Source organism: Mycobacterium sp. 852014-50255_SCH5639931, assembly GCF_001665605.1.
In the GTDB taxonomy this organism is placed as follows: Bacteria; Actinomycetota; Actinomycetes; order Mycobacteriales; family Mycobacteriaceae; genus Mycobacterium; species Mycobacterium paraffinicum.
Genome location: NZ_LZSV01000026.1, coordinates 132,568 through 149,830, shown reverse-complemented (window position 1 = coordinate 149,830; position 17,263 = coordinate 132,568). Strand labels below are relative to the sequence as shown.

Below are 17,263 nucleotides of genomic sequence, written 5' to 3'. Positions count from 1 at the left end.
CTGAAAGAGGAGTGTTTGTGCTGCGCAGCCACGCCGCCGGTTCGCTGAGAAGCAGCGACGCCGGGCAGCAGGTGACGCTCGCGGGCTGGGTGGCTCGCCGCCGCGACCACGGCGGCGTCATCTTCATCGACCTGCGCGACGCCTCTGGTATCGCGCAGGTGGTGTTCCGCAATGCCGAGGTGCTGGCCCAGGCGCACCGGTTGCGCGCCGAGTTCTGCGTCGCGGTGACCGGTGTCGTCGAGATCCGCCCGGAAGGCAATGCCAATCCCGAGATCGCCACCGGCGACATCGAGGTCAACGTTGCCTCCCTGACCGTGCTCGGCGACAGCGCGCCGCTGCCGTTCCAGCTCGACGAACCCGCCGGCGAGGAACTGCGGCTGAAGTACCGCTACCTCGACCTGCGCCGCGACGGCCCCGCCGCGGCACTTCGCCTGCGCTCCAACGTGAATGCCGCGGCCCGTGCGGTGCTGGCGGGCCACGACTTCGTCGAGATCGAGACGCCGACGATCACCCGCTCCACGCCCGAAGGCGCGCGCGACTTCCTGGTGCCGGCCCGGCTGCACCCCGGCTCGTTCTACGCGCTGCCGCAGAGCCCGCAGCTGTTCAAGCAGTTGCTGATGGTGGCCGGGATGGAGCGCTACTACCAGATCGCCCGCTGCTACCGCGACGAGGATTTCCGCGCCGACCGTCAGCCCGAGTTCACCCAGCTCGACATGGAGATGAGCTTCGTCGACGCCGAGGACATCATCGCGATCTCCGAGGAGATCCTGACCGCGTTGTGGGCGTTGATCGGATATCAGGTCCCGACGCCGATCCCGCGGATCACCTATGCGGATGCGATGCGACGGTTCGGCTCCGACAAGCCGGACATGCGGTTCGGGCTGGAGCTCGTCGAGTGCACAGAGTTCTTCTCCGACACCACATTTCGCGTTTTCCAGGCGCCGTACGTCGGTGCGGTGGTGATGCCCGGCGGGGCGTCGCAGCCGCGGCGCACGCTGGACGGCTGGCAGGAGTGGGCCAAGCAGCGCGGGCACCGCGGGCTGGCCTACGTGCTGGTCGGTGACGACGGCACGCTCGCCGGCCCGGTCGCCAAGAACCTCAGCGACACCGAACGGGACGGGTTGGCCGCGCACGTCGGGGCGAAGCCAGGGGACTGCATCTTCTTCTCGGCCGGGCCACCGAAGTCGTCGCGCGCCTTGTTGGGTGCCGCGCGCGGGGAGATTGCCAGCCGGCTCGACATGATCGACCCGGACGCGTGGGCGTTCGTATGGGTGGTGGACCCGCCGCTGTTCGAGCCCGCCGACGAGGCGACCGCCGCCGGTGACGTGGCAGTCGGCTCCGGCGCCTGGACCGCGGTGCATCACGCGTTCACCTCGCCCAAACCCGAATACGCCGACGTGGTCGACACCGATCCCGGCAGCGTGCTGGCCGACGCCTACGACATCGTCTGCAACGGCAACGAGATCGGCGGCGGCTCGATCCGTATTCACCGCCGCGACATCCAGGAGCGGGTGTTCGCCGTGATGGGCCTGGACCATGCCGAGGCGGAAGAAAAGTTCGGATTCCTGTTGGAGGCGTTCACCTTTGGCGCGCCGCCACACGGCGGGATCGCCTTCGGCTGGGACCGCATCAACGCGCTGCTGTCCCGGGTGGACTCGATCCGCGAGGTGATCGCGTTCCCGAAGACCGGCGGCGGCGTCGACCCGCTGACCAATGCGCCCGCGCCGATCACCGCCCAGCAGCGCAAGGAGTCCGGAATAGACGCCAAGCCCGAAAAGGTTGACCGGGCATGAGCGCTGGCGACGATGCAGTGGGGGTACCGCCCGCTTGCGGGGGACGCAGCGATGAGGAGGAGCAGCGCCAACATGACCGAAATGCCTGACACCGCGACGATCAACAGCTTCAACAGCGCCATCATCGACGAGTTCCGGGCCAACGGCGGCAAGGTGGGCGGCCAGTTCGAGAACGCCAATCTGCTGTTGCTCACCACGACGGGCGCCAAGTCCGGCCAGCCACGGATCTCGCCGCTGGCCTATTTCCGAGTCGACGGCAAGCTGATCGTCATCGGCTCCTTCGCCGGTTCCCCCGTCAGTCCGGCGTGGGTGCACAATCTGCGGGCCAACCCGCGGGCCCGGGTCGAGATCGGCAACGACGAGTTCGCCGTCACGGCGCGCGAGTTGCCGTCCGACGAGCGCGAGGACATCCTGCCGGAGATCACCGCCGCGGCGCCGGTCTTCGCCGACTACCAATCCAAGACCAGCCGGGTCATTCCGTTGTTCGAGTTGCAGCGCACCTAGGCCCGTGGGCACATCGCGGCGGACGATGGCTCCAGCGGCTCTCGCCGCCGCCCGCGCGGGCCTCAAGCGGCTGCGGGTGGTGTGGTTCAACCTGGTGCAGACCGCGGTGGCGGCGGGCCTGTCCTGGTACCTCGCGCACGATGTCCTGGAGCACCCGCAGCCGTTCTTCGCGCCGATCGCCGCCGCGGTGTCGCTGTCGACAAGCAACGTCCTCCGCGCGCAACGCGCCATCCAGATGATGGTCGGGGTAACCCTGGGGATCGGGGTCGGCTCGGTGGTGCAAGGCCTGCTGGGGCCCGGCGAGGTCCCCATCGCGGTGGCCGCGCTGGTCGCGCTGGGCGCCGCGGTGTTCATTGGGGGCGGCTTCATCGGGCACGGGATGATGTTCGCCAACCAGACCGTGGTGTCGGCGATCCTGGTGCTGGCCCTCTACCGCGGCGGCGTCGGCCTGGAACGCATCTTCGACGCGCTGATCGGCGGTGCGGTGGCCATAGTTTTCGCGGTATTGCTGTTCCCCGCCGACCCGCTGCAGCTGCTGCGCACCGCGCGTGTCGGCGTGCTGAGCGTGCTGCACGACGTCTTGTCGCGAGCCGCGGACATCGCCGTCGGGAGCAAGGTGCCCCCGCCCGACTGGCCGCTGGCGGCCGTCGACCGAGTGCACGAGCAGCTCAGCGGACTGCTCGAGGCGCGCACCACCGCCCGCCACGTCGTCACCATCGCCCCGCGACGCTGGGGCCTGCGGAATACCATCCAGGCCGCCGACCACCAGGCCGTGCATGTGGCCCTGCTGGCCGGTTCGGTGCTGCAACTCGCCCGCGTCGTGGCCAACAACGCCGACGGCTTCCGCGAGGGGCTCCCGAGGCCCGTGCACACGGTGCTGGTGGTGCTGGCGGCCGGAACCGCTCTCGCGGACCGCGACCCCGCCGGCGCGTGCGCGTACGCCGCGTCCGCGCGTCATCACGCGGCGGAATTGCAGTCAGCCGCGCGCGAAAAGACCCAGTTGATCCTGGCCGACGTCGTCGACGCCTGTGTCGACGATCTGCAACGGGTCATCGACCTTCGGCACGTATGAGGAGAATCAGCGCGAGTCGGCCAAGAACTCCTGGACCAACTTCCTCGGGGCCTGCGTCAACCACGCCTCGGTGACCAGATCCTCGAGGTCGCGGACCGCGATCTCGGCGAGCTTGACCAGCACCACCGGGTAGCCGTCGAAATGCGGGGTCGTGAAATACACGCCCGGCTCGTCGGCGATCAACCCGAACTTGACCCCCTCGTCGGACACCCGCACGCCGAGGATGTCGCCGTCGGGCGGTTCCAGGCCGTCACGGGCCAGCGCCTCGCGTTCGGACGGGCGCAACGGCCGCTCCCAGGCCAGCAACTTCTTGCCGACCCGCCACTCATGCGGTGACGGCTCCGAGGTGAGTGCCAGCTCACGAACGATGCGGGCGACGTCATACCACGTGGCCACATCTCGATTGTGCTCCCGGTTTCGCCCGCGTGCCGCCGTATTGGCAAACGGTTTCGCGCCGCGGACGGCGCGCAACGGTCCGGTGTGATGTGATCAGCGTTGTGCCTGAAGCTGACGCCGGGGTCGCCCGCCGGCATCGAGTCACCCACCGCACCGAGTACCGGTACTCCGACGTCGTGACCAGCTCGTATGGCCGCGGCTTCCTCACCCCGCGGGATTCGATGCGGCAGCGCTGCATCGTGCACGAGCTGACGATCGATCCCGCCCCCGCCGACGTCTCCACCAGCAGCGACGTCTACGGCAACATCAGCTCGTACTTCCACGTCACGGAGCCGCACCACACCCTGACCGTCACCAGCGACTCCATCGTGGACGTGTATCCGCCGGCTCCCGGGCGCTACACCAGCGGCCCGGCGGTGCAACCGTGGGAGGCGGCGCGCCCGACGGGGGGCAGGGGAGCGCTCGCCACGGAGTTCACCCTTGACCTGAACCCGCCCGAGATCACCGACGAGGTCCGCGACTACGCGGCGCCCAGTTTCGCCCCGGAGCGCCCGCTGGTTGACGTGCTGCGCGACCTCGCGTCGCGGATTTTCGCCGACTTCACCTACCGCTCGGGGTCGACGACGATTTCTACCGGGGTCAATGAGGTTCTGGCGGCCCGGGAAGGGGTATGTCAGGACTTTGCACGGCTGGCGATCGCCTGCCTGCGCGCCAACGGTCTTGCGGCCAGCTATGTGTCCGGCTACCTGGCCACCGACCCGCCACCGGGGAAGGATCGAATGATCGGTATTGACGCCACCCACGCCTGGGCGGGGGTGTGGACACCGCAGGAGCCCGGCCAGTTCGAATGGCTGGGTTTGGACCCCACGAACGACCAGCTGGTCGACGAGCGCTACATCATCGTCGGACGCGGCCGTGACTACGCGGACGTGCCGCCGCTGCGGGGCATCATCTACACCGATTCCGAACGCAGCGTGATCGACGTTGCCGTCGACGTGGTGCCCTTCGAGGGGGATGTGCTCCATGCGTGACTTCAACTGCCCCAACTGCGGCCAGCGCCTGACGTTCGAGAACTCCACCTGCCTGAACTGCGGCAGCGCGCTGGGCTTTTCTCTCGAGCAAATGGCGCTGCTGGTGATCGCCGAGGAGAATGCCGGCGAGCATGCCGGCTTCGTGGACGCCGCCGAGTATCAGCTGTGCGCCAATCTTCAGCTGGCCGAATGTAATTGGCTCGTGCCGGTCAACAATCCGCGGCTGCTGTGCACGTCCTGCGCGCTGACCACCGTGCGGCCCAACGACTCCGACGTCGCCGGCCTGGCCGAGTTCGCCCGGGCCGAGGCGGCTAAACGGCGGTTGATCGCCGAGTTGCACGAGCTGAAGCTGCCGATCATCGGGCGCGATCAAGATTCCGAGCAGGGACTGGCCTTCCATCTGCTGTCCAGCGCGCACGAGAACGTGCTGACCGGGCACGACAACGGCGTCATCACACTGGATCTGGCCGAGGGCGACGACGTGCACCGCGAGCAGCTGCGGGTGGAGATGGAGGAGCCGTACCGCACCCTGCTGGGCCACTTCCGGCATGAGATCGGGCACTACTACTTCTACCGGCTGATCGCCCCGTCCAGCGAGTACGTGGCGCGGTTCAACGAGCTGTTCGGTGATCCCGACGCCGACTACCAGGAGGCGCTGGACCGGCATTACAGCGAGGGGCCGCCCGAGGACTGGCAGAAAGACTTCGTGTCGTCCTACGCCACCATGCATCCCGCCGAGGACTGGGCCGAGACGTTCGCCCACTACCTGCACATCCGCGACACGCTGGACACGTCGGCGTGGTGCGGCTTCGCGTCGGCGTCGGCCACCTTCGACCGACCGGCCTTGGGCCCCAGCGCTTTTCAGACGATCATCGACATGTGGCTGCCGTTGTCGTGGTCGCTGAACATGGTGAACCGGTCGATGGGCCACGACGACCTGTACCCGTTCGTGCTGCCGGTCGCGGTGCTGCAGAAGATGAAGTTCATCTACACCGTGATCGACGAGGTGACCTCCGAGGCGCGGGGCCCCGCCGCCATCGCGGGTTAGGGGCGCGTCACTGTGGTGCATCTACGCCGCCATGATGTCGGTCCTGGTACTGGTGCATATGCGCCGCCGCCGGCGACTGCCCGATCCGCACCGCTACCGGGGTGTTGCCATGGATCCGGCGCCATCGAACGTGTGATGTTCGATTCGTAATCCCTTGCGTCACTTTGGCTTCTGGCGTCACAACGTGGTCATTTTTGTCGGTGGGTGTTCCTAGAGTCTGAGGCATGGGTGTCAGTAGTCGTGAGGAGATCGTCGAGGTCATCGACGCGCTCGACGACGACGCGGACCGCCTGTGCGAGTTGTCCTTTGACGTGCTCACCACCCCGGAGCGGCTGCGCGCATTGGACCGGGTGGAACGCGTGGCCCGCAAGCTGCGCCGCCCGCAGCACGCATTGATCAACCAGCTCGACGCCCAGGCCAGCGCCGAAGAGTTGGGCGGCTCGCTGCGCTCGGGGCTGGCCGACCGGTTGCGCATCACCAAGGGCGACGCCGCTCGGCGCATCGCCGAAGCCCAAGACCTCGGGGAGCGCCGGGCGTTGACCGGTGAGCCGTTGGCGCCGAAGTTGAGCGCGACCGCGGCCGGCCAACGCGCCGGGCTGATCGGTGAGGGGCACGTGAAGGTGATCCGTAGCTTCTTGGCCCATCTGCCCACCGAGGTGGACATATTGACCGGGCAGGCCGCCGAGGCCGACCTGGCCGAGCAGGCCCGGGGGTATCGGCCCGACGAGTTGGCCAAATACGCCCAGCGGGTCATGGATTGGCTGCACCCCGATGGGGAATTCAGCGACGCCGAGCGGACCCGCAAGCGCGGGATCACCCTGGGCGCACAGGGTTCGACGGCATGTCACGCATCGGCGGGTTGGTGACCCCGGAGCTGCGGGCCGCGATCGAGGCCATGGTGGCCAAGCTGGCCGAGCCCGGGGCGTGCAACCCCGACGACGAGACCCCGGTGGTCGATGCGATACCGGATGAGGACGCGGTGCGCCGTGACACCCGCAGCCAGGCTCAGCGCAACCATGACGCCTTCCTGGCCGGGATGCGCGGACTGCTCGCTTCCGGGGAACTCGGCCAGCACAACGGGCTGCCGGTGTCGATCGTGGTGACTACCACGTTGACGGACTTGGAGGCCGCCGCCGGCAAGGCCCTGACGGCCGGCGGCACGCTGGTGCCCATGTCGGATGTGATCCGCTGGGCCGGCCACGCTCACCATTACTTGGCGATTTTCCACAACGGCAGGTCCCTGGCGCTGCATCACACCCAACGGTTCGCTTCCCCCGCACAACGAATCATGTTGTACGCCAATTCATGTAACAGTCGTGCACCCTCGACCGGGATGCCGGGTCGCTTCACCCTAGTTCGCGTGGGCGATGTGCAGTAACACTTCGGCCAGAGCTGACGGCCGCGAAAGGAGGGGCGAATGACTCCCAGGGAGCTCGACGACGTCAGCGTCGAGTCTATCGCGAGCGATTCGCCTCGACCACTCGGGACGAACAAACTGATCGTCGTTGCAAACCACGTAAGTCGAACTAACAGAGGGAAAATCGGAAAGCGAGAATGGAAGCGTGTTTGGGAAAGCCGACTGGGGCCGAAGGCGTTTGATGGCCGCCACTGCGACGGAATCGTCACAGTCGGCGCAAATCAACTCCCGGGCAAGCTCCAAGTCAATCCATCTGGTGCGCAGTTGATCATCGGGTTCATCCAGGCCCTCGACCCAACGGGGATTTAACATATCGGGCTCGTCTTGCAACTGATCCAACACGCTGCGTCCAATGTCTGGCACCAAGGCACATAAGTACACCAGGTGACTGACGGGCCGACGGTCCGCGACTAGCGGAATGGTGTGGCCGCCGTACGAGTGACCGACAAGCACGACATCCTCGTGTTCTCGCCCCAGCGCACCGCATACAACATCCGCGTAGTTGTCGAAGCTCGCCGCCCCATCTTCTGCGGGCAAGTCCATAGTTACGACCTGATGGCCCGCCCTCTCCAGGAACGGCGTGAGCGACTCCCAGGACCACGCGCCGAGCCAGCCACCATGCACCAACGCAAAAGTTGCCACGCAGCGAGCGTACGGTGTGTATTCCGTTGCGAGTCCTGAATTAGCGTTTAGCCGCGTTGCTCCCGTTGGGACCAATCATCATGACTGTGCTGATAGCGCAGGCCAGCATCCGCCGCCTTGCCAAGGATCGCGGCTGCACCAAACCGGGCTGCGACGCCCCCGCCTACCCCAGCCAGGTCCACCACGTCACAGGCTGGCAAGCCACCCGCCGCACCGACATCGACGACCTGACCCTGGCCTGCGGCCCCGACAACCGGCTCGCCGAAAAAGGCTGGACCACCCGAACCAACGGCCGAGGCGAAACCGAATGGCTACCACCACCGCATCTCGACCGCGGACAACCCAGAACCAACAGCTATCACCACCCCGAAAGATTCCTTCGCGATCGTGACGACGACGAACCCGTTTGACGCAACGCGCGCGATCGCCGCAGACGATTAGCACCGATGGCGGTGACCCGCTTCGCCCGGCTTCGCCGTGCTCGCGATCACCGCTAGGCCGGCATCACCCGGCGCACGTCGGGGCCCCACAGCGGCTGCATGCCGCCGGGCAGCGCCAACTGCGTGGTGGTGATGACCTCGGCCAGCTCGCGCAACCCGGCGTGCACCGAACCGAGCAGGTCGGCCAGCGCGGCACGCTGCCCGCCGGCGCTGACGACTTCCAGCTCGGCGGGATGCGAGCGGCGCAGCCGGGTGGCGATCTCGTCCATCAGCCGTTCCGGGCGCGACGATCCCGATGCCCCTGGCAGGTCCTTGAGGTTGGACCGCAGCCGCTCCACTTGGTAGAGCAACGACCGCGGGTTCTGCGCGTCGAACAGCATCAGCTCGGCGACGGCCGCGACGCTGACCTGGCCCACGGTGCGGCGCCGGTAGATGACCGACGACTCGCACGCCACCAGCGTCGCCTCGATGATCGTCTGTTCGGCCGCCACGGCGCGGACGGCGGTCAACGTGGCCCGCAGCAACGCGGTCAGCCAGAGGCCGCGTTCGATGCGCTTGCCGATATCCATCATGGTCCAGCCCACATCGCGCACCATCGACTCGCCGGCGACCCCGGACAGGGTGAGCATTCCGGACAGCGTCTGCACCTGGGCCGACGCGAGTAGCGCGTCGGCCTCGGCGAGCGAATCCGGCGGTTCCCGTCGCTGAGCCAGCGCGCGCTCCACTCCGGCCAGCACCATCCAGGTGTCGTTGGACATCTGGTCGCGCACCGCCCTGGCGGCCAGCGCCAACCCTTCCACCGACTGCACCAGCGACCCGGGCCGCTCCGGATCCACGGTCAGCGACCACAGCGTCGACGGCGCGACGGCGATCATCTCGGCCCCGTCGCTGGTACGATCGTCGGCCCCGTCGTCGGCCCCTGTGATCCGGTCCAGCGCGGCCATCAGCACCGGCACGCACTCGCTTTCCTCGGTGTGCTGCTGATGCCGGTAGACGTGGAACCTGTCCCGGGCGACGAGCAGCAGCCGCGCCATGCTCTCCGCGCGCTCGCCGTAGCGGCCGATCCAGAACAAGTCGGACAGCACACGCGGCGAGCTGACGCCCCAGGTGCCCGCGGCCGTCTTCGCAGGCGGCACAGGCGACGGCAGGGTCACCGTCTCGGCGCGTACACGCCCCGTCGGGCGCACCCAAACATCCTTAGCGGCAACGGTTTGCAGCCTGTACGCGGCCGGCCCGGGCGCCAGCACGTAGCCGACGCCACCGATCATCGGGGCGTACCCGCTGCGCTGGGCCACGTTGAACAACCGGATGCCGACGCCGGCCGACGACAACACCCCGGCATGGTCGGTGGGCGCCGACGAGAACTGCGGCAGCTCCTGGCCGATCCACTGCCACGGCATCTTCTCGATCGCGGCCGCCAACTGTGCCAGCTGATATGACGAAAGAGTCGGGCCGACAAGGGTTTTCCCACCGACGGTCGACTTCACCAGGAGCGAAGACAGATTCGCCAGCAGGTGCGAGCATTCGCCCGCGATGCCGCCCCAGTAGACCGGCGCGGATTGCAGCAGCGGCACTTCGGAGAGGAGACGCTCGGACAACTCGGGCAAAAACCGAAGCAGCCCAGGGTTTTCCAGGATGCCGCTGCCCAGCGTGTTGACCACGGTCACCGTCCCGCGGTGCGATGCCTCCACCAAACCGACGACGCCGAGCCGGGAGTCGGCGCGCAGATCGAGCGGGTCGGCGTAGTCGGCGTCGACCCGGCGCAGAACGACGTCGACCCGTTTCAAGGTGCCCAGCGAGCGCATCCACAACTTGCCGTCGCGCACCACCAAGTCCGCGCTCTCCACCAAGGGGAACCCCAGCAGCGTCGCGAGATACGCCTGGTCGAAGGCGGTCTCGGAGAAGATGCCCGGGCTGAGGACCACCACCACCGGATCCTGCGCATCGTCGGGCGCGGCGTCGATCAGCGCCAGCCGCAACGCCTGGGCGAACGGTGTCGTCGGGCGCGGCGCGATCCGTTCGTAGAGATCGGGAACGGAGTGCGCGACGACGCGCCGGTCGGCCAGCGCGTAGCCGGCGCCCGACGGCGCCTGCGTCCGGTCGGCGTTGACCTGGAAGGTGCCGTCCGGCAGCCGGCTGACGTCGCAGGCGTGCAGGAAAAGCTGGTGATGCCCGGGCACTTCGATGCCGTTGGCCGCGCGCACGTAACCGGGATGGGCGAAGAGCAACTCCGGCGGCAGCAGCCCCTCGGTGAGCAGGCTGCGCGACCCGTACAGGTCGGCGAGCACGGCGTCGAGCAGCCGGGATCGCTGCACCAGCCCGGCCTCCAGCGCCTCCCACTCCGCGGCGGAGAGCACGAGCGGCAGGGTGTCCAGAATCCACGGCCGCGGCTCGAGGCCATGCCCGGCGGGATCGACATCGGTGTAGGAGATGCCGTCGCTGTCGATCAGGCCGCGCACCACCGAGCGCAGCCGGTCGAGCCCCACCCGGCCGCGCTCCGCGATGGTGTCGGCCAGCTCCGTCCAGGCCGGCCGCACCTGTCCGTCCCGGTCGACGAATTCGTCGTAGCCGGCGGCCGGGCCGTGCCGGAGATCGAAGAGCGCCTCCTGCGCGCGCGCGGCCCGGTACCCGGCCAGCAGGCGGTCGGCGTCGTAGCGGTCGGCCGGGGGCGCCGACCCCGTACCGATGCCGAATGTCATGTCCGCAAACGCCATTACCGCTGAACGGTACGCACGCGGCGCAGGTCGAGGATGCCCGGCGCGCCGATATCGGTGAAGATCCGGGCCTGTTTCTCCCGAATGTCGGACAGATCGAGCTTGCCGGGGGTGAAGCCGGTCGCCTCGAAGCGGCGGGCGCGGCGCGCCTCGGCCTCGACGGCATTGACGGGCGGCTCGTCGTAGGCCCGCCCACCGGGATGCGCGACGTGATACGTGCACCCGCCGCGCGACGTGCCCGTCGTCAGGTCGACCAGCTCGAACTGCAGCGGCACGTCTGTGCTGATGGTGGGGTGCAGCGCGCTCGGCGGCTGCCAGGCCTTGAACCGCACCCCGCCCACGTGGATGTCGGGGTTGTCGGTGGCCAGCAGCGGCACCGGGTAGCCGTTGACCGTCACCACGTAGCGGTGCCGGTCGGCGCCGATGATGCGGATCTGGATGCGCTCGACCGACGAGTCGACGTAGCGGGCGGTGCCGGCCGCGGTGGCCTCCTCGCCGAGGGTGTTCCACGGCTCGATCGCCCCGCGCAACTCGATCTCCACCCCGTCGAACACGGCGGTGCCGATCCGGGGGAAGCGGAATTCGGTGAACGGGTCCAGCCAGCTGGTCTCGAACGCGATGCCGTGTGCGCGCAGGTCCGCGGCAACGTCGGCGATGTCGTGAATCAGGAAGTGCGGCAACAGGTATCGACCATGCAGGTTGGCACCGTGGCGGATCAGCGGGGCGCGCAACGGCTCGTCCCAGAACCACGCCACCAGCGAGCGCACCAGCAGCGACTGCACCATCGCCATGCGCAGATGCGGCGGCATCTCGAACCCGCGCAGCTCCAGCAGGCCGAGCCGGCCGCGGGCGGTGTCGGGGCTGTAGAGCTTGTCGATGCAGAACTCGGCGCGGTGGGTGTTGCCGGTGATGTCGGTCAGCAGGTGCCGCAGCGCGCGGTCGATCACCCACGGCTTCGCCGCACCACCGGCCGACAGCCGGGCGATCTCGGCGAACGCGATCTCGAGTTCGTAGAGCGCCTCGGCGCGGCCCTCGTCGACCCGGGGGGCCTGCGAGGTGGTGCCGACGAACCGGCCGGCGAACAAGTACGACAGCGATGGGTGCCGCTGCCAGTACGTCAGCAGCGATACCAACAGGTCCGGCCGCCGCAGCAGCGGCGAGTCGGCGGGCGTGACGCCGCCGAGGGTGATGTGGTTGCCGCCGCCGGTGCCGCCGTGGGTGCCGTCCACGTCGAAGGACTCGGTGGACAGGCGAGCCAATCGGGCTTGCTCATAAAGGGTTTCGAGCTGCCGACTCTGCTCGGCGAAGCTCGCGGTGGGCGCGACGTTGACCTCGATGACGCCGGGGTCCGGGGTGATGGTCGTCGAGCGCAGCCGGGGGTCCGGCGGGGGTTCGTAGCCCTCGATCACGACCGGGCAGTCGACCTTGGCCGCCGCGGCCTCGACGCGGGCGACCAGGTCGACGAAATGCTCCAGCGCCTCGGTGGGCGGCATGAAGAGATAGAGCAGCCCATCGCGGACCTCGGCGACCATCGCGGTGGGCGGCGCGGTGTCGGAGTCCTCCACCACCGCGGTGCCCGACTCCGTCGACAGCTCGTTTCCGACGGTCAGGGGATCGGCGTCGAACGACGGACGCGGTGGACGCCAGCTGATGGAATCCAACGGCAGCCGCAGGCCCGCGGGAGAATCGCCGTGCAGCAACACGATCCGGCCACGCCGCAGCCGCCAGTCGGCGCTGGCCCAGCCCTGGCCGTCGTCGCGGCGGTGCAGCGGCAACACGAACGCCGCCGGGGCGGTGACGGATTCGTCGAGGCGGGCCAGCAGCGCGGCGCGCCCGGCGGGGGAGTCCTCGTCGAGGTCGTCGGCCGAGTCCACCGGGTCGCCCTCGGGTTGCCGCACCTTGGTCGCCAGCCGGTGCAGCGGGTCCTCGTAGGCGGCCCGCACTTGCGAGGGCGGCAGCTCCAGGCCGTCGGCGATCGCGGCGAGCAGCCGGCGGCCCGCGTCGCTATCGACCGGGGCCGAGTCGCCCAGCCACGGGTCGGCCAGCAGCGCGCCGTCGCTCCACAGCGGTCGCCCGTCGGTGCGCCAATACAACGCGATCTGCCAGCGCGGCAACGGTTCTCCCGGATACCACCGGCCCTGGCCGCGCTGCACCAACCCGTTCGGCGCCCACACTTCTCTCAGGCGCGCGGCCAGGTCGGAGGCGCGCTGCCGCTTGTGCGGGCCGTCGGCGGCCGTGGTCCATTCCTCGGCGACCTGATCGTCCACCGAAACGAATGTCGGCTCGCCCCCGATGGTCAGCCGCACGTCGGCGGTGGCCAGCCGCTCGTCGACGCGCCGGCCGACCTCACGGATCGTCTCCCACGCGTCGTCGGTGTAGGGCAGGGTGACGCGCGGGTCCTCGTGGACCCGGGTGACGGTGTTGGAGAACTCCAGCACCGATTCGCATGGTTCGGTGCCGCCGCTGATGGGTGCCGCCGACGCCGGCTGCGGGGTGGCCGCCAACGGGATGTGCCCCTCGCCGGCGAACAATCCCGATGTCGGGTCCAGCCCGATCCAGCCCGCACCGGGGATGTACACCTCGGTCCAGGCGTGCAGGTCGGTGAAGTCGGCGGCGGGGCCCGACGGCCCGTCGAGCGCCTCCACGTCGGAAGCCAGCTGCACCAGGTAGCCGGACACGAAGCGGGCGGCCAGCCCCAGCTGGCGCAGGATCGACACCAGCAGCCACGCCGAATCGCGGCACGAGCCGATCCCGGTCCGCAGCGTGTGATCCGGTGTCTGTACGCCGGGTTCCATTCTCACGCTGTAGGCGACGTCGGCGTTGACGGCGTGGTTGAGCGCGACCAGCAGGTCGATGGTGCGGGTGCCGGCCGGCACCGAGAAGTTGCGCACCCAGCCCCGCGTCAGCTCACCGGGGCCCGACCCGTCACCGTTTTCGTCGACCGGCCGCAGGTATGGCTCCAGGTCGTCGGCGAGCTCCTTGGGGTAGGTCAACCCCTGTGCCGGCCACGTCTCGGCCCAGTCCTCGATGAAGAAGTCGAACGGGTTGATCACCTGGAGGTCGGCGATCAGCCCGACGGTGATGGTCAGCCGCCGCGTGGGATTCGGAAATACAAGGCGCGCAAGGAAATTGCCCACCGCGTCCTGTTGCCAGTTGATGAAGTGCTCGTCCGGCTCGATGCGCAGCGAGTAGGCCTCGACGGGCGTGCGGCAATGGGGCGCGGGACGCAGCCGCACGACGTGCGGATACACCCGGACCAGCCGGTCAAAGGTGTAGCTGGTCCGGTGTTCCAGCGCGACTTTAATGCTCATGACATGGTGATCTCATCACAAGCGGCACAAGGCCGCAGCGCACAGCGGCTGCGGCTTACAACGCCGTAACTTCGGGCGCGGCCGGCGCTTGGGGCGCCTGTTACGCCGGCGGCGGACCCGGCTGGTAACCCGGCTGCGGCACGGGGACCACCTGGCCGCCGCTCAGCCTGCGGTAGGCGTAGATGATCAGCAGCGACGCGACGGGCGCGACCACCAACAGGCCGACACCACACAACAGTGCCCCGATGATGGCGGACACGAACACGACCAGCCACACCAGCAGCGCGTTGACGAAATTCGACCCGGCGAGCGAGAAGCTGGAAGTGAAGCCCTTGATCGCCGACTCCGAGCGATCGATGACGAACGCGACGGTGAACTGGGTGAAGATGCCGAGCACGAGGCCCGGGACGAAGCAGAGAGCCGATGCGATCGAGGTGAGGACCTCGACGATCAGCACGGCCAGAAACACCATGCCGAGGTTGCGCGGCTTGAAGAACGAGCCGATGGTGACGGCCCGCCCGTCGGCGAGGTCAAGGCAGCCGGACAGGTACGCCGATTGCGCGAACGCGCTCACCGCGTACGCCACCAGGTAGCCGAGGACGAGCAGCCCGTAGCCGGGGCCGGTCAGGTTCGTCGTGAAGGTGAAGTCGTAATCGTCGGAAGTCGTTCCCGTGTTCATGTTCTGGCTCAGCGTGATCAGCGCGGCGGCCACCCCGATCAGCAGCCCATAGACCAGCGTGGGCACGATCAACGCCACGGCGTTCTTGGTGAAGGTGCTCCACGCCCAGTTGAACGCCTCGCCCAGGATGATCGGGGTCTTGGGCGGGGCCCCGTAGCCGGGCGGCGGCCCGTAGCCGGGCGGTGGTGGCGGTGCGCCGTAACCCGGCGGCGGGCCGTAGCCGGGCGGTGGGGGTGGCGGCGCGCCGTATCCGGGCGGCGGGCCGTAATTGGGTGGCGGGGCGCCGTAATTGGGTGGCGGTGCGCCGTAATTGGGGGGCGGTGGATAGCTCGGAGGGTTGTGCTCGCTGCCGTGGGGATCGGCCGGGGTGCCTGGATACTCGGGAGGCTGGCTCATGTCCGTCCTAGCTGTTGACTCAACCTGTGGGCACGCGCACACGGGAACTTAGCAAAGATGAGTGCTCGGCGCCCGGATTCGTTTTCGTGGTATGCCTGAAGCCGTGTCCGACGGTCTTTTTGACCTGCCCGGCGCGCCGCCGACGAGCGATCACGCCCTGGGCGTGTCGGCCGGTGCACCGCTGGCGGTGCGCATGCGGCCGGCCTCGCTGGACGAGGTGGTCGGCCAGGAGCACCTGCTGGCACCCGGATCGCCGCTGCGCCGCCTGGTCGAGGGATCGGGCGTGGCGTCGGCCATCCTCTACGGCCCGCCCGGAAGCGGCAAGACCACACTGGCCGCGCTGATCTCCCAGGCGACCGGCCGCCGGTTCGAGGCGCTGTCGGCGCTGTCGGCCGGGGTCAAGGACGTGCGGGGGGTCATCGAGAAGGCACGGCATGCGCTCCTCAACGGCGAGCAGACGGTGCTGTTCATCGACGAGGTGCACCGCTTCTCCAAGACCCAGCAGGACGCCCTGCTGTCCGCCGTGGAGAACCGGGTGGTGCTGCTGGTGGCGGCGACCACCGAGAACCCGTCGTTCTCCGTGGTGGCGCCCCTGCTGTCCCGGTCGCTGATCCTGCAGCTGCGCCCGCTCGGCGCCGACGACATCCGCGCCGTCGTCCAGCGGGCGATCGACGACCCGCGCGGGCTGGGCGGGAAGGTCGCCGTGGCGCCCGAGGCCGTCGACCTGCTGGTGCAGCTGGCTGCCGGCGACGCTCGCCGCGCCCTGACCGCGCTGGAGGTCGCGGCCGAATCGGCTCAGGGGGCCGGCGACTCCGTCACTGTCGAGACCATCGAGCAGTCGCTGGACAAGGCCGCGGTGCGCTACGACCGCGACGGCGATCAGCACTACGACGTCATCAGCGCCTTCATCAAGTCGGTGCGCGGCTCGGACGTCGACGCGGCGCTGCACTACCTGGCCCGCATGCTCGTCGCGGGGGAGGACCCGCGGTTCCTCGCGCGCCGGCTGATGATCCTGGCCAGCGAGGACATCGGCATGGCCGACCCGAGCGCGCTGCAGATCGCGGTGGCCGCCGCCCAGACCGTGCAGCTGATCGGCATGCCCGAGGCGCAGCTGACGCTGGCGCACGCCACCATCCACCTGGCCACCGCGCCCAAGTCGAACTCCGTCACGACCGCGCTGGCCGCCGCGATGGACGACATCAAGGCGGGCAAGGCCGGCCTGGTGCCATCCCATCTGCGCGACGGGCACTACTCCGGCGCGGCGGCGCTGGGACACGCGCAGGGCTACCAGTACTCGCACAACGATCCCGACGGCGTCGTCGCCCAGCAGTATCCGCCCGACGAGCTGGTGGGCGTGGACTACTACCGGCCGGTCGGCCGCGGCGGCGAGCGGGAGATGGCCGGGCGGCTGGAACGGTTGCGGGCGATCATCCGCAGGAAGCGGGGACGGTGATGAAAACTTTCACTGACGAGGAGATGGGGCGGCTGCTGGCCACCACCAAGCCCTACGCCGTCGTCATCCTCAAGCAGGGGCTGCGCTTCGGTGAGGACACCACCCCGGGGACCGTCTGGGAGCACGGGCGGCGCAATTTCGGGCTGCGCGACGACGGCGTCATGGCCATCGTGTTGCCGGTCACCGACGGCTCCGAGGTCTGCGGGATCGCGGTGTTCGCGGCCTCGGTCGACGACGCCGCCGCGATCATGGCCGACGATCCGGGTGTGGCGAGCGGCGTCTTCACCTTCGAGGTGCACCCCTGCCGCGGATTCCCGGGCGACGCGCTGCCCTAGCGGTCGCCCAGCGCCACGCTGGCGTGTCCCCC

General features: G+C 69.0%; 13 protein-coding genes and 2 pseudogenes. 10 read left to right on the top strand and 5 right to left on the bottom strand.

The genetic code is table 11. The annotated features are described in order from the left end of the window. The first annotated feature begins 11 nt into the window (after nucleotides 1–11). The 4 genes and pseudogenes from aspS (at nucleotide 12) to A5758_RS16045 (ending at nucleotide 3,369) form a co-directional block, all read left to right on the top strand. Nucleotides 12–1,793, top strand: a complete 1,782-nt coding sequence (gene aspS, locus A5758_RS16055) for an aspartate--tRNA ligase (protein WP_156622657.1) — start codon at nucleotides 12–14, stop codon at nucleotides 1,791–1,793. A gap of 2 nt (nucleotides 1,794–1,795) precedes the next feature. Next, a pseudogene (locus tag A5758_RS26300) lies at nucleotides 1,796–1,882 on the top strand (hypothetical protein); the annotation flags it as partial. After that, nucleotides 1,866–2,297: a nitroreductase family deazaflavin-dependent oxidoreductase gene (locus A5758_RS16050; RefSeq protein ID WP_067741774.1), complete on the top strand. Its 432-nt coding sequence runs from the start codon at nucleotides 1,866–1,868 to the stop codon at nucleotides 2,295–2,297. The pseudogene A5758_RS26300 and the gene A5758_RS16050, both read left to right, overlap by 17 nt. Before the next feature lie 25 nt (nucleotides 2,298–2,322). Next, complete coding sequence (locus A5758_RS16045; protein WP_067741847.1) at nucleotides 2,323–3,369, top strand: aromatic acid exporter family protein; 1,047 nt, start codon at nucleotides 2,323–2,325, stop codon at nucleotides 3,367–3,369. A 6-nt stretch (nucleotides 3,370–3,375) separates the two neighbouring features. Here A5758_RS16045 and A5758_RS16040 read toward each other — a convergent pair whose 3' ends face one another. Continuing rightward, nucleotides 3,376–3,765 carry an MmcQ/YjbR family DNA-binding protein gene (locus A5758_RS16040; RefSeq protein ID WP_067209742.1) on the bottom strand — a complete coding sequence of 130 codons (390 nt, stop codon included), beginning with the start codon at nucleotides 3,763–3,765 and terminating at the stop codon, nucleotides 3,376–3,378. A gap of 89 nt (nucleotides 3,766–3,854) precedes the next feature. Here A5758_RS16040 and A5758_RS16035 point away from each other — a divergent pair, with 89 nt between their 5' ends. The 3 genes and pseudogenes from A5758_RS16035 to A5758_RS16025 form a co-directional block, all read left to right on the top strand. Beyond that, nucleotides 3,855–4,796: a transglutaminase family protein gene (locus A5758_RS16035; RefSeq protein WP_197503957.1), complete on the top strand. Its 942-nt coding sequence runs from the start codon at nucleotides 3,855–3,857 to the stop codon at nucleotides 4,794–4,796. After that, the gene (locus A5758_RS16030) at nucleotides 4,789–5,844 is read left to right on the top strand and encodes a putative zinc-binding metallopeptidase (RefSeq protein ID WP_067741771.1); all 1,056 of its coding nucleotides are present in this window, start codon (nucleotides 4,789–4,791) and stop codon (nucleotides 5,842–5,844) included. The genes A5758_RS16035 and A5758_RS16030 overlap by 8 nt, the downstream gene beginning before the upstream one ends. 224 nt (nucleotides 5,845–6,068) lie before the next feature. Further along, nucleotides 6,069–7,183 (top strand): annotated as a pseudogene (locus tag A5758_RS16025) (13E12 repeat family protein); the annotation flags it as partial. A gap of 12 nt (nucleotides 7,184–7,195) precedes the next feature. On the opposite strand, the gene A5758_RS16020 reads toward A5758_RS16025, so the two are convergent. Then, nucleotides 7,196–7,903 carry an alpha/beta fold hydrolase gene (locus tag A5758_RS16020; protein ID WP_067741768.1) on the bottom strand — a complete coding sequence of 236 codons (708 nt, stop codon included), beginning with the start codon at nucleotides 7,901–7,903 and terminating at the stop codon, nucleotides 7,196–7,198. An 80-nt stretch (nucleotides 7,904–7,983) separates the two neighbouring features. Between A5758_RS16020 and A5758_RS16015 the strand changes: the two genes are divergently transcribed. Then, nucleotides 7,984–8,313 (top strand): HNH endonuclease signature motif containing protein, encoded by a 330-nt coding sequence (locus A5758_RS16015; RefSeq protein WP_067741764.1) that lies wholly within the window; start codon nucleotides 7,984–7,986, stop codon nucleotides 8,311–8,313. 83 nt (nucleotides 8,314–8,396) lie between these two features. Here A5758_RS16015 and A5758_RS16010 read toward each other — a convergent pair whose 3' ends face one another. The 3 genes from A5758_RS16010 to A5758_RS16000 all read right to left on the bottom strand — a co-directional run bounded on the left by A5758_RS16010 (nucleotide 8,397) and on the right by A5758_RS16000 (nucleotide 15,443). Continuing rightward, nucleotides 8,397–11,057, bottom strand: coding sequence for a circularly permuted type 2 ATP-grasp protein (locus A5758_RS16010; protein ID WP_067741761.1), 2,661 nt, complete (start codon nucleotides 11,055–11,057; stop codon nucleotides 8,397–8,399). Continuing rightward, entirely contained in the window at nucleotides 11,057–14,368 is a 3,312-nt protein-coding gene (locus A5758_RS16005) for a DUF2126 domain-containing protein (protein WP_067741758.1), read from the bottom strand. The genes A5758_RS16010 and A5758_RS16005 overlap by 1 nt, the downstream gene beginning before the upstream one ends. Before the next feature lie 100 nt (nucleotides 14,369–14,468). Continuing rightward, nucleotides 14,469–15,443, bottom strand: a complete 975-nt coding sequence (locus A5758_RS16000) for a hypothetical protein (RefSeq protein ID WP_067741755.1) — start codon at nucleotides 15,441–15,443, stop codon at nucleotides 14,469–14,471. 91 nt (nucleotides 15,444–15,534) lie between these two features. Between A5758_RS16000 and A5758_RS15995 the strand changes: the two genes are divergently transcribed. Beyond that, nucleotides 15,535–16,896: a replication-associated recombination protein A gene (locus A5758_RS15995; protein ID WP_067741752.1), complete on the top strand. Its 1,362-nt coding sequence runs from the start codon at nucleotides 15,535–15,537 to the stop codon at nucleotides 16,894–16,896. After that, nucleotides 16,896–17,231 carry a hypothetical protein gene (locus tag A5758_RS15990; protein ID WP_067741741.1) on the top strand — a complete coding sequence of 112 codons (336 nt, stop codon included), beginning with the start codon at nucleotides 16,896–16,898 and terminating at the stop codon, nucleotides 17,229–17,231. The genes A5758_RS15995 and A5758_RS15990 overlap by 1 nt, the downstream gene beginning before the upstream one ends. Nucleotides 17,232–17,263: the final 32 nt, after the last annotated feature.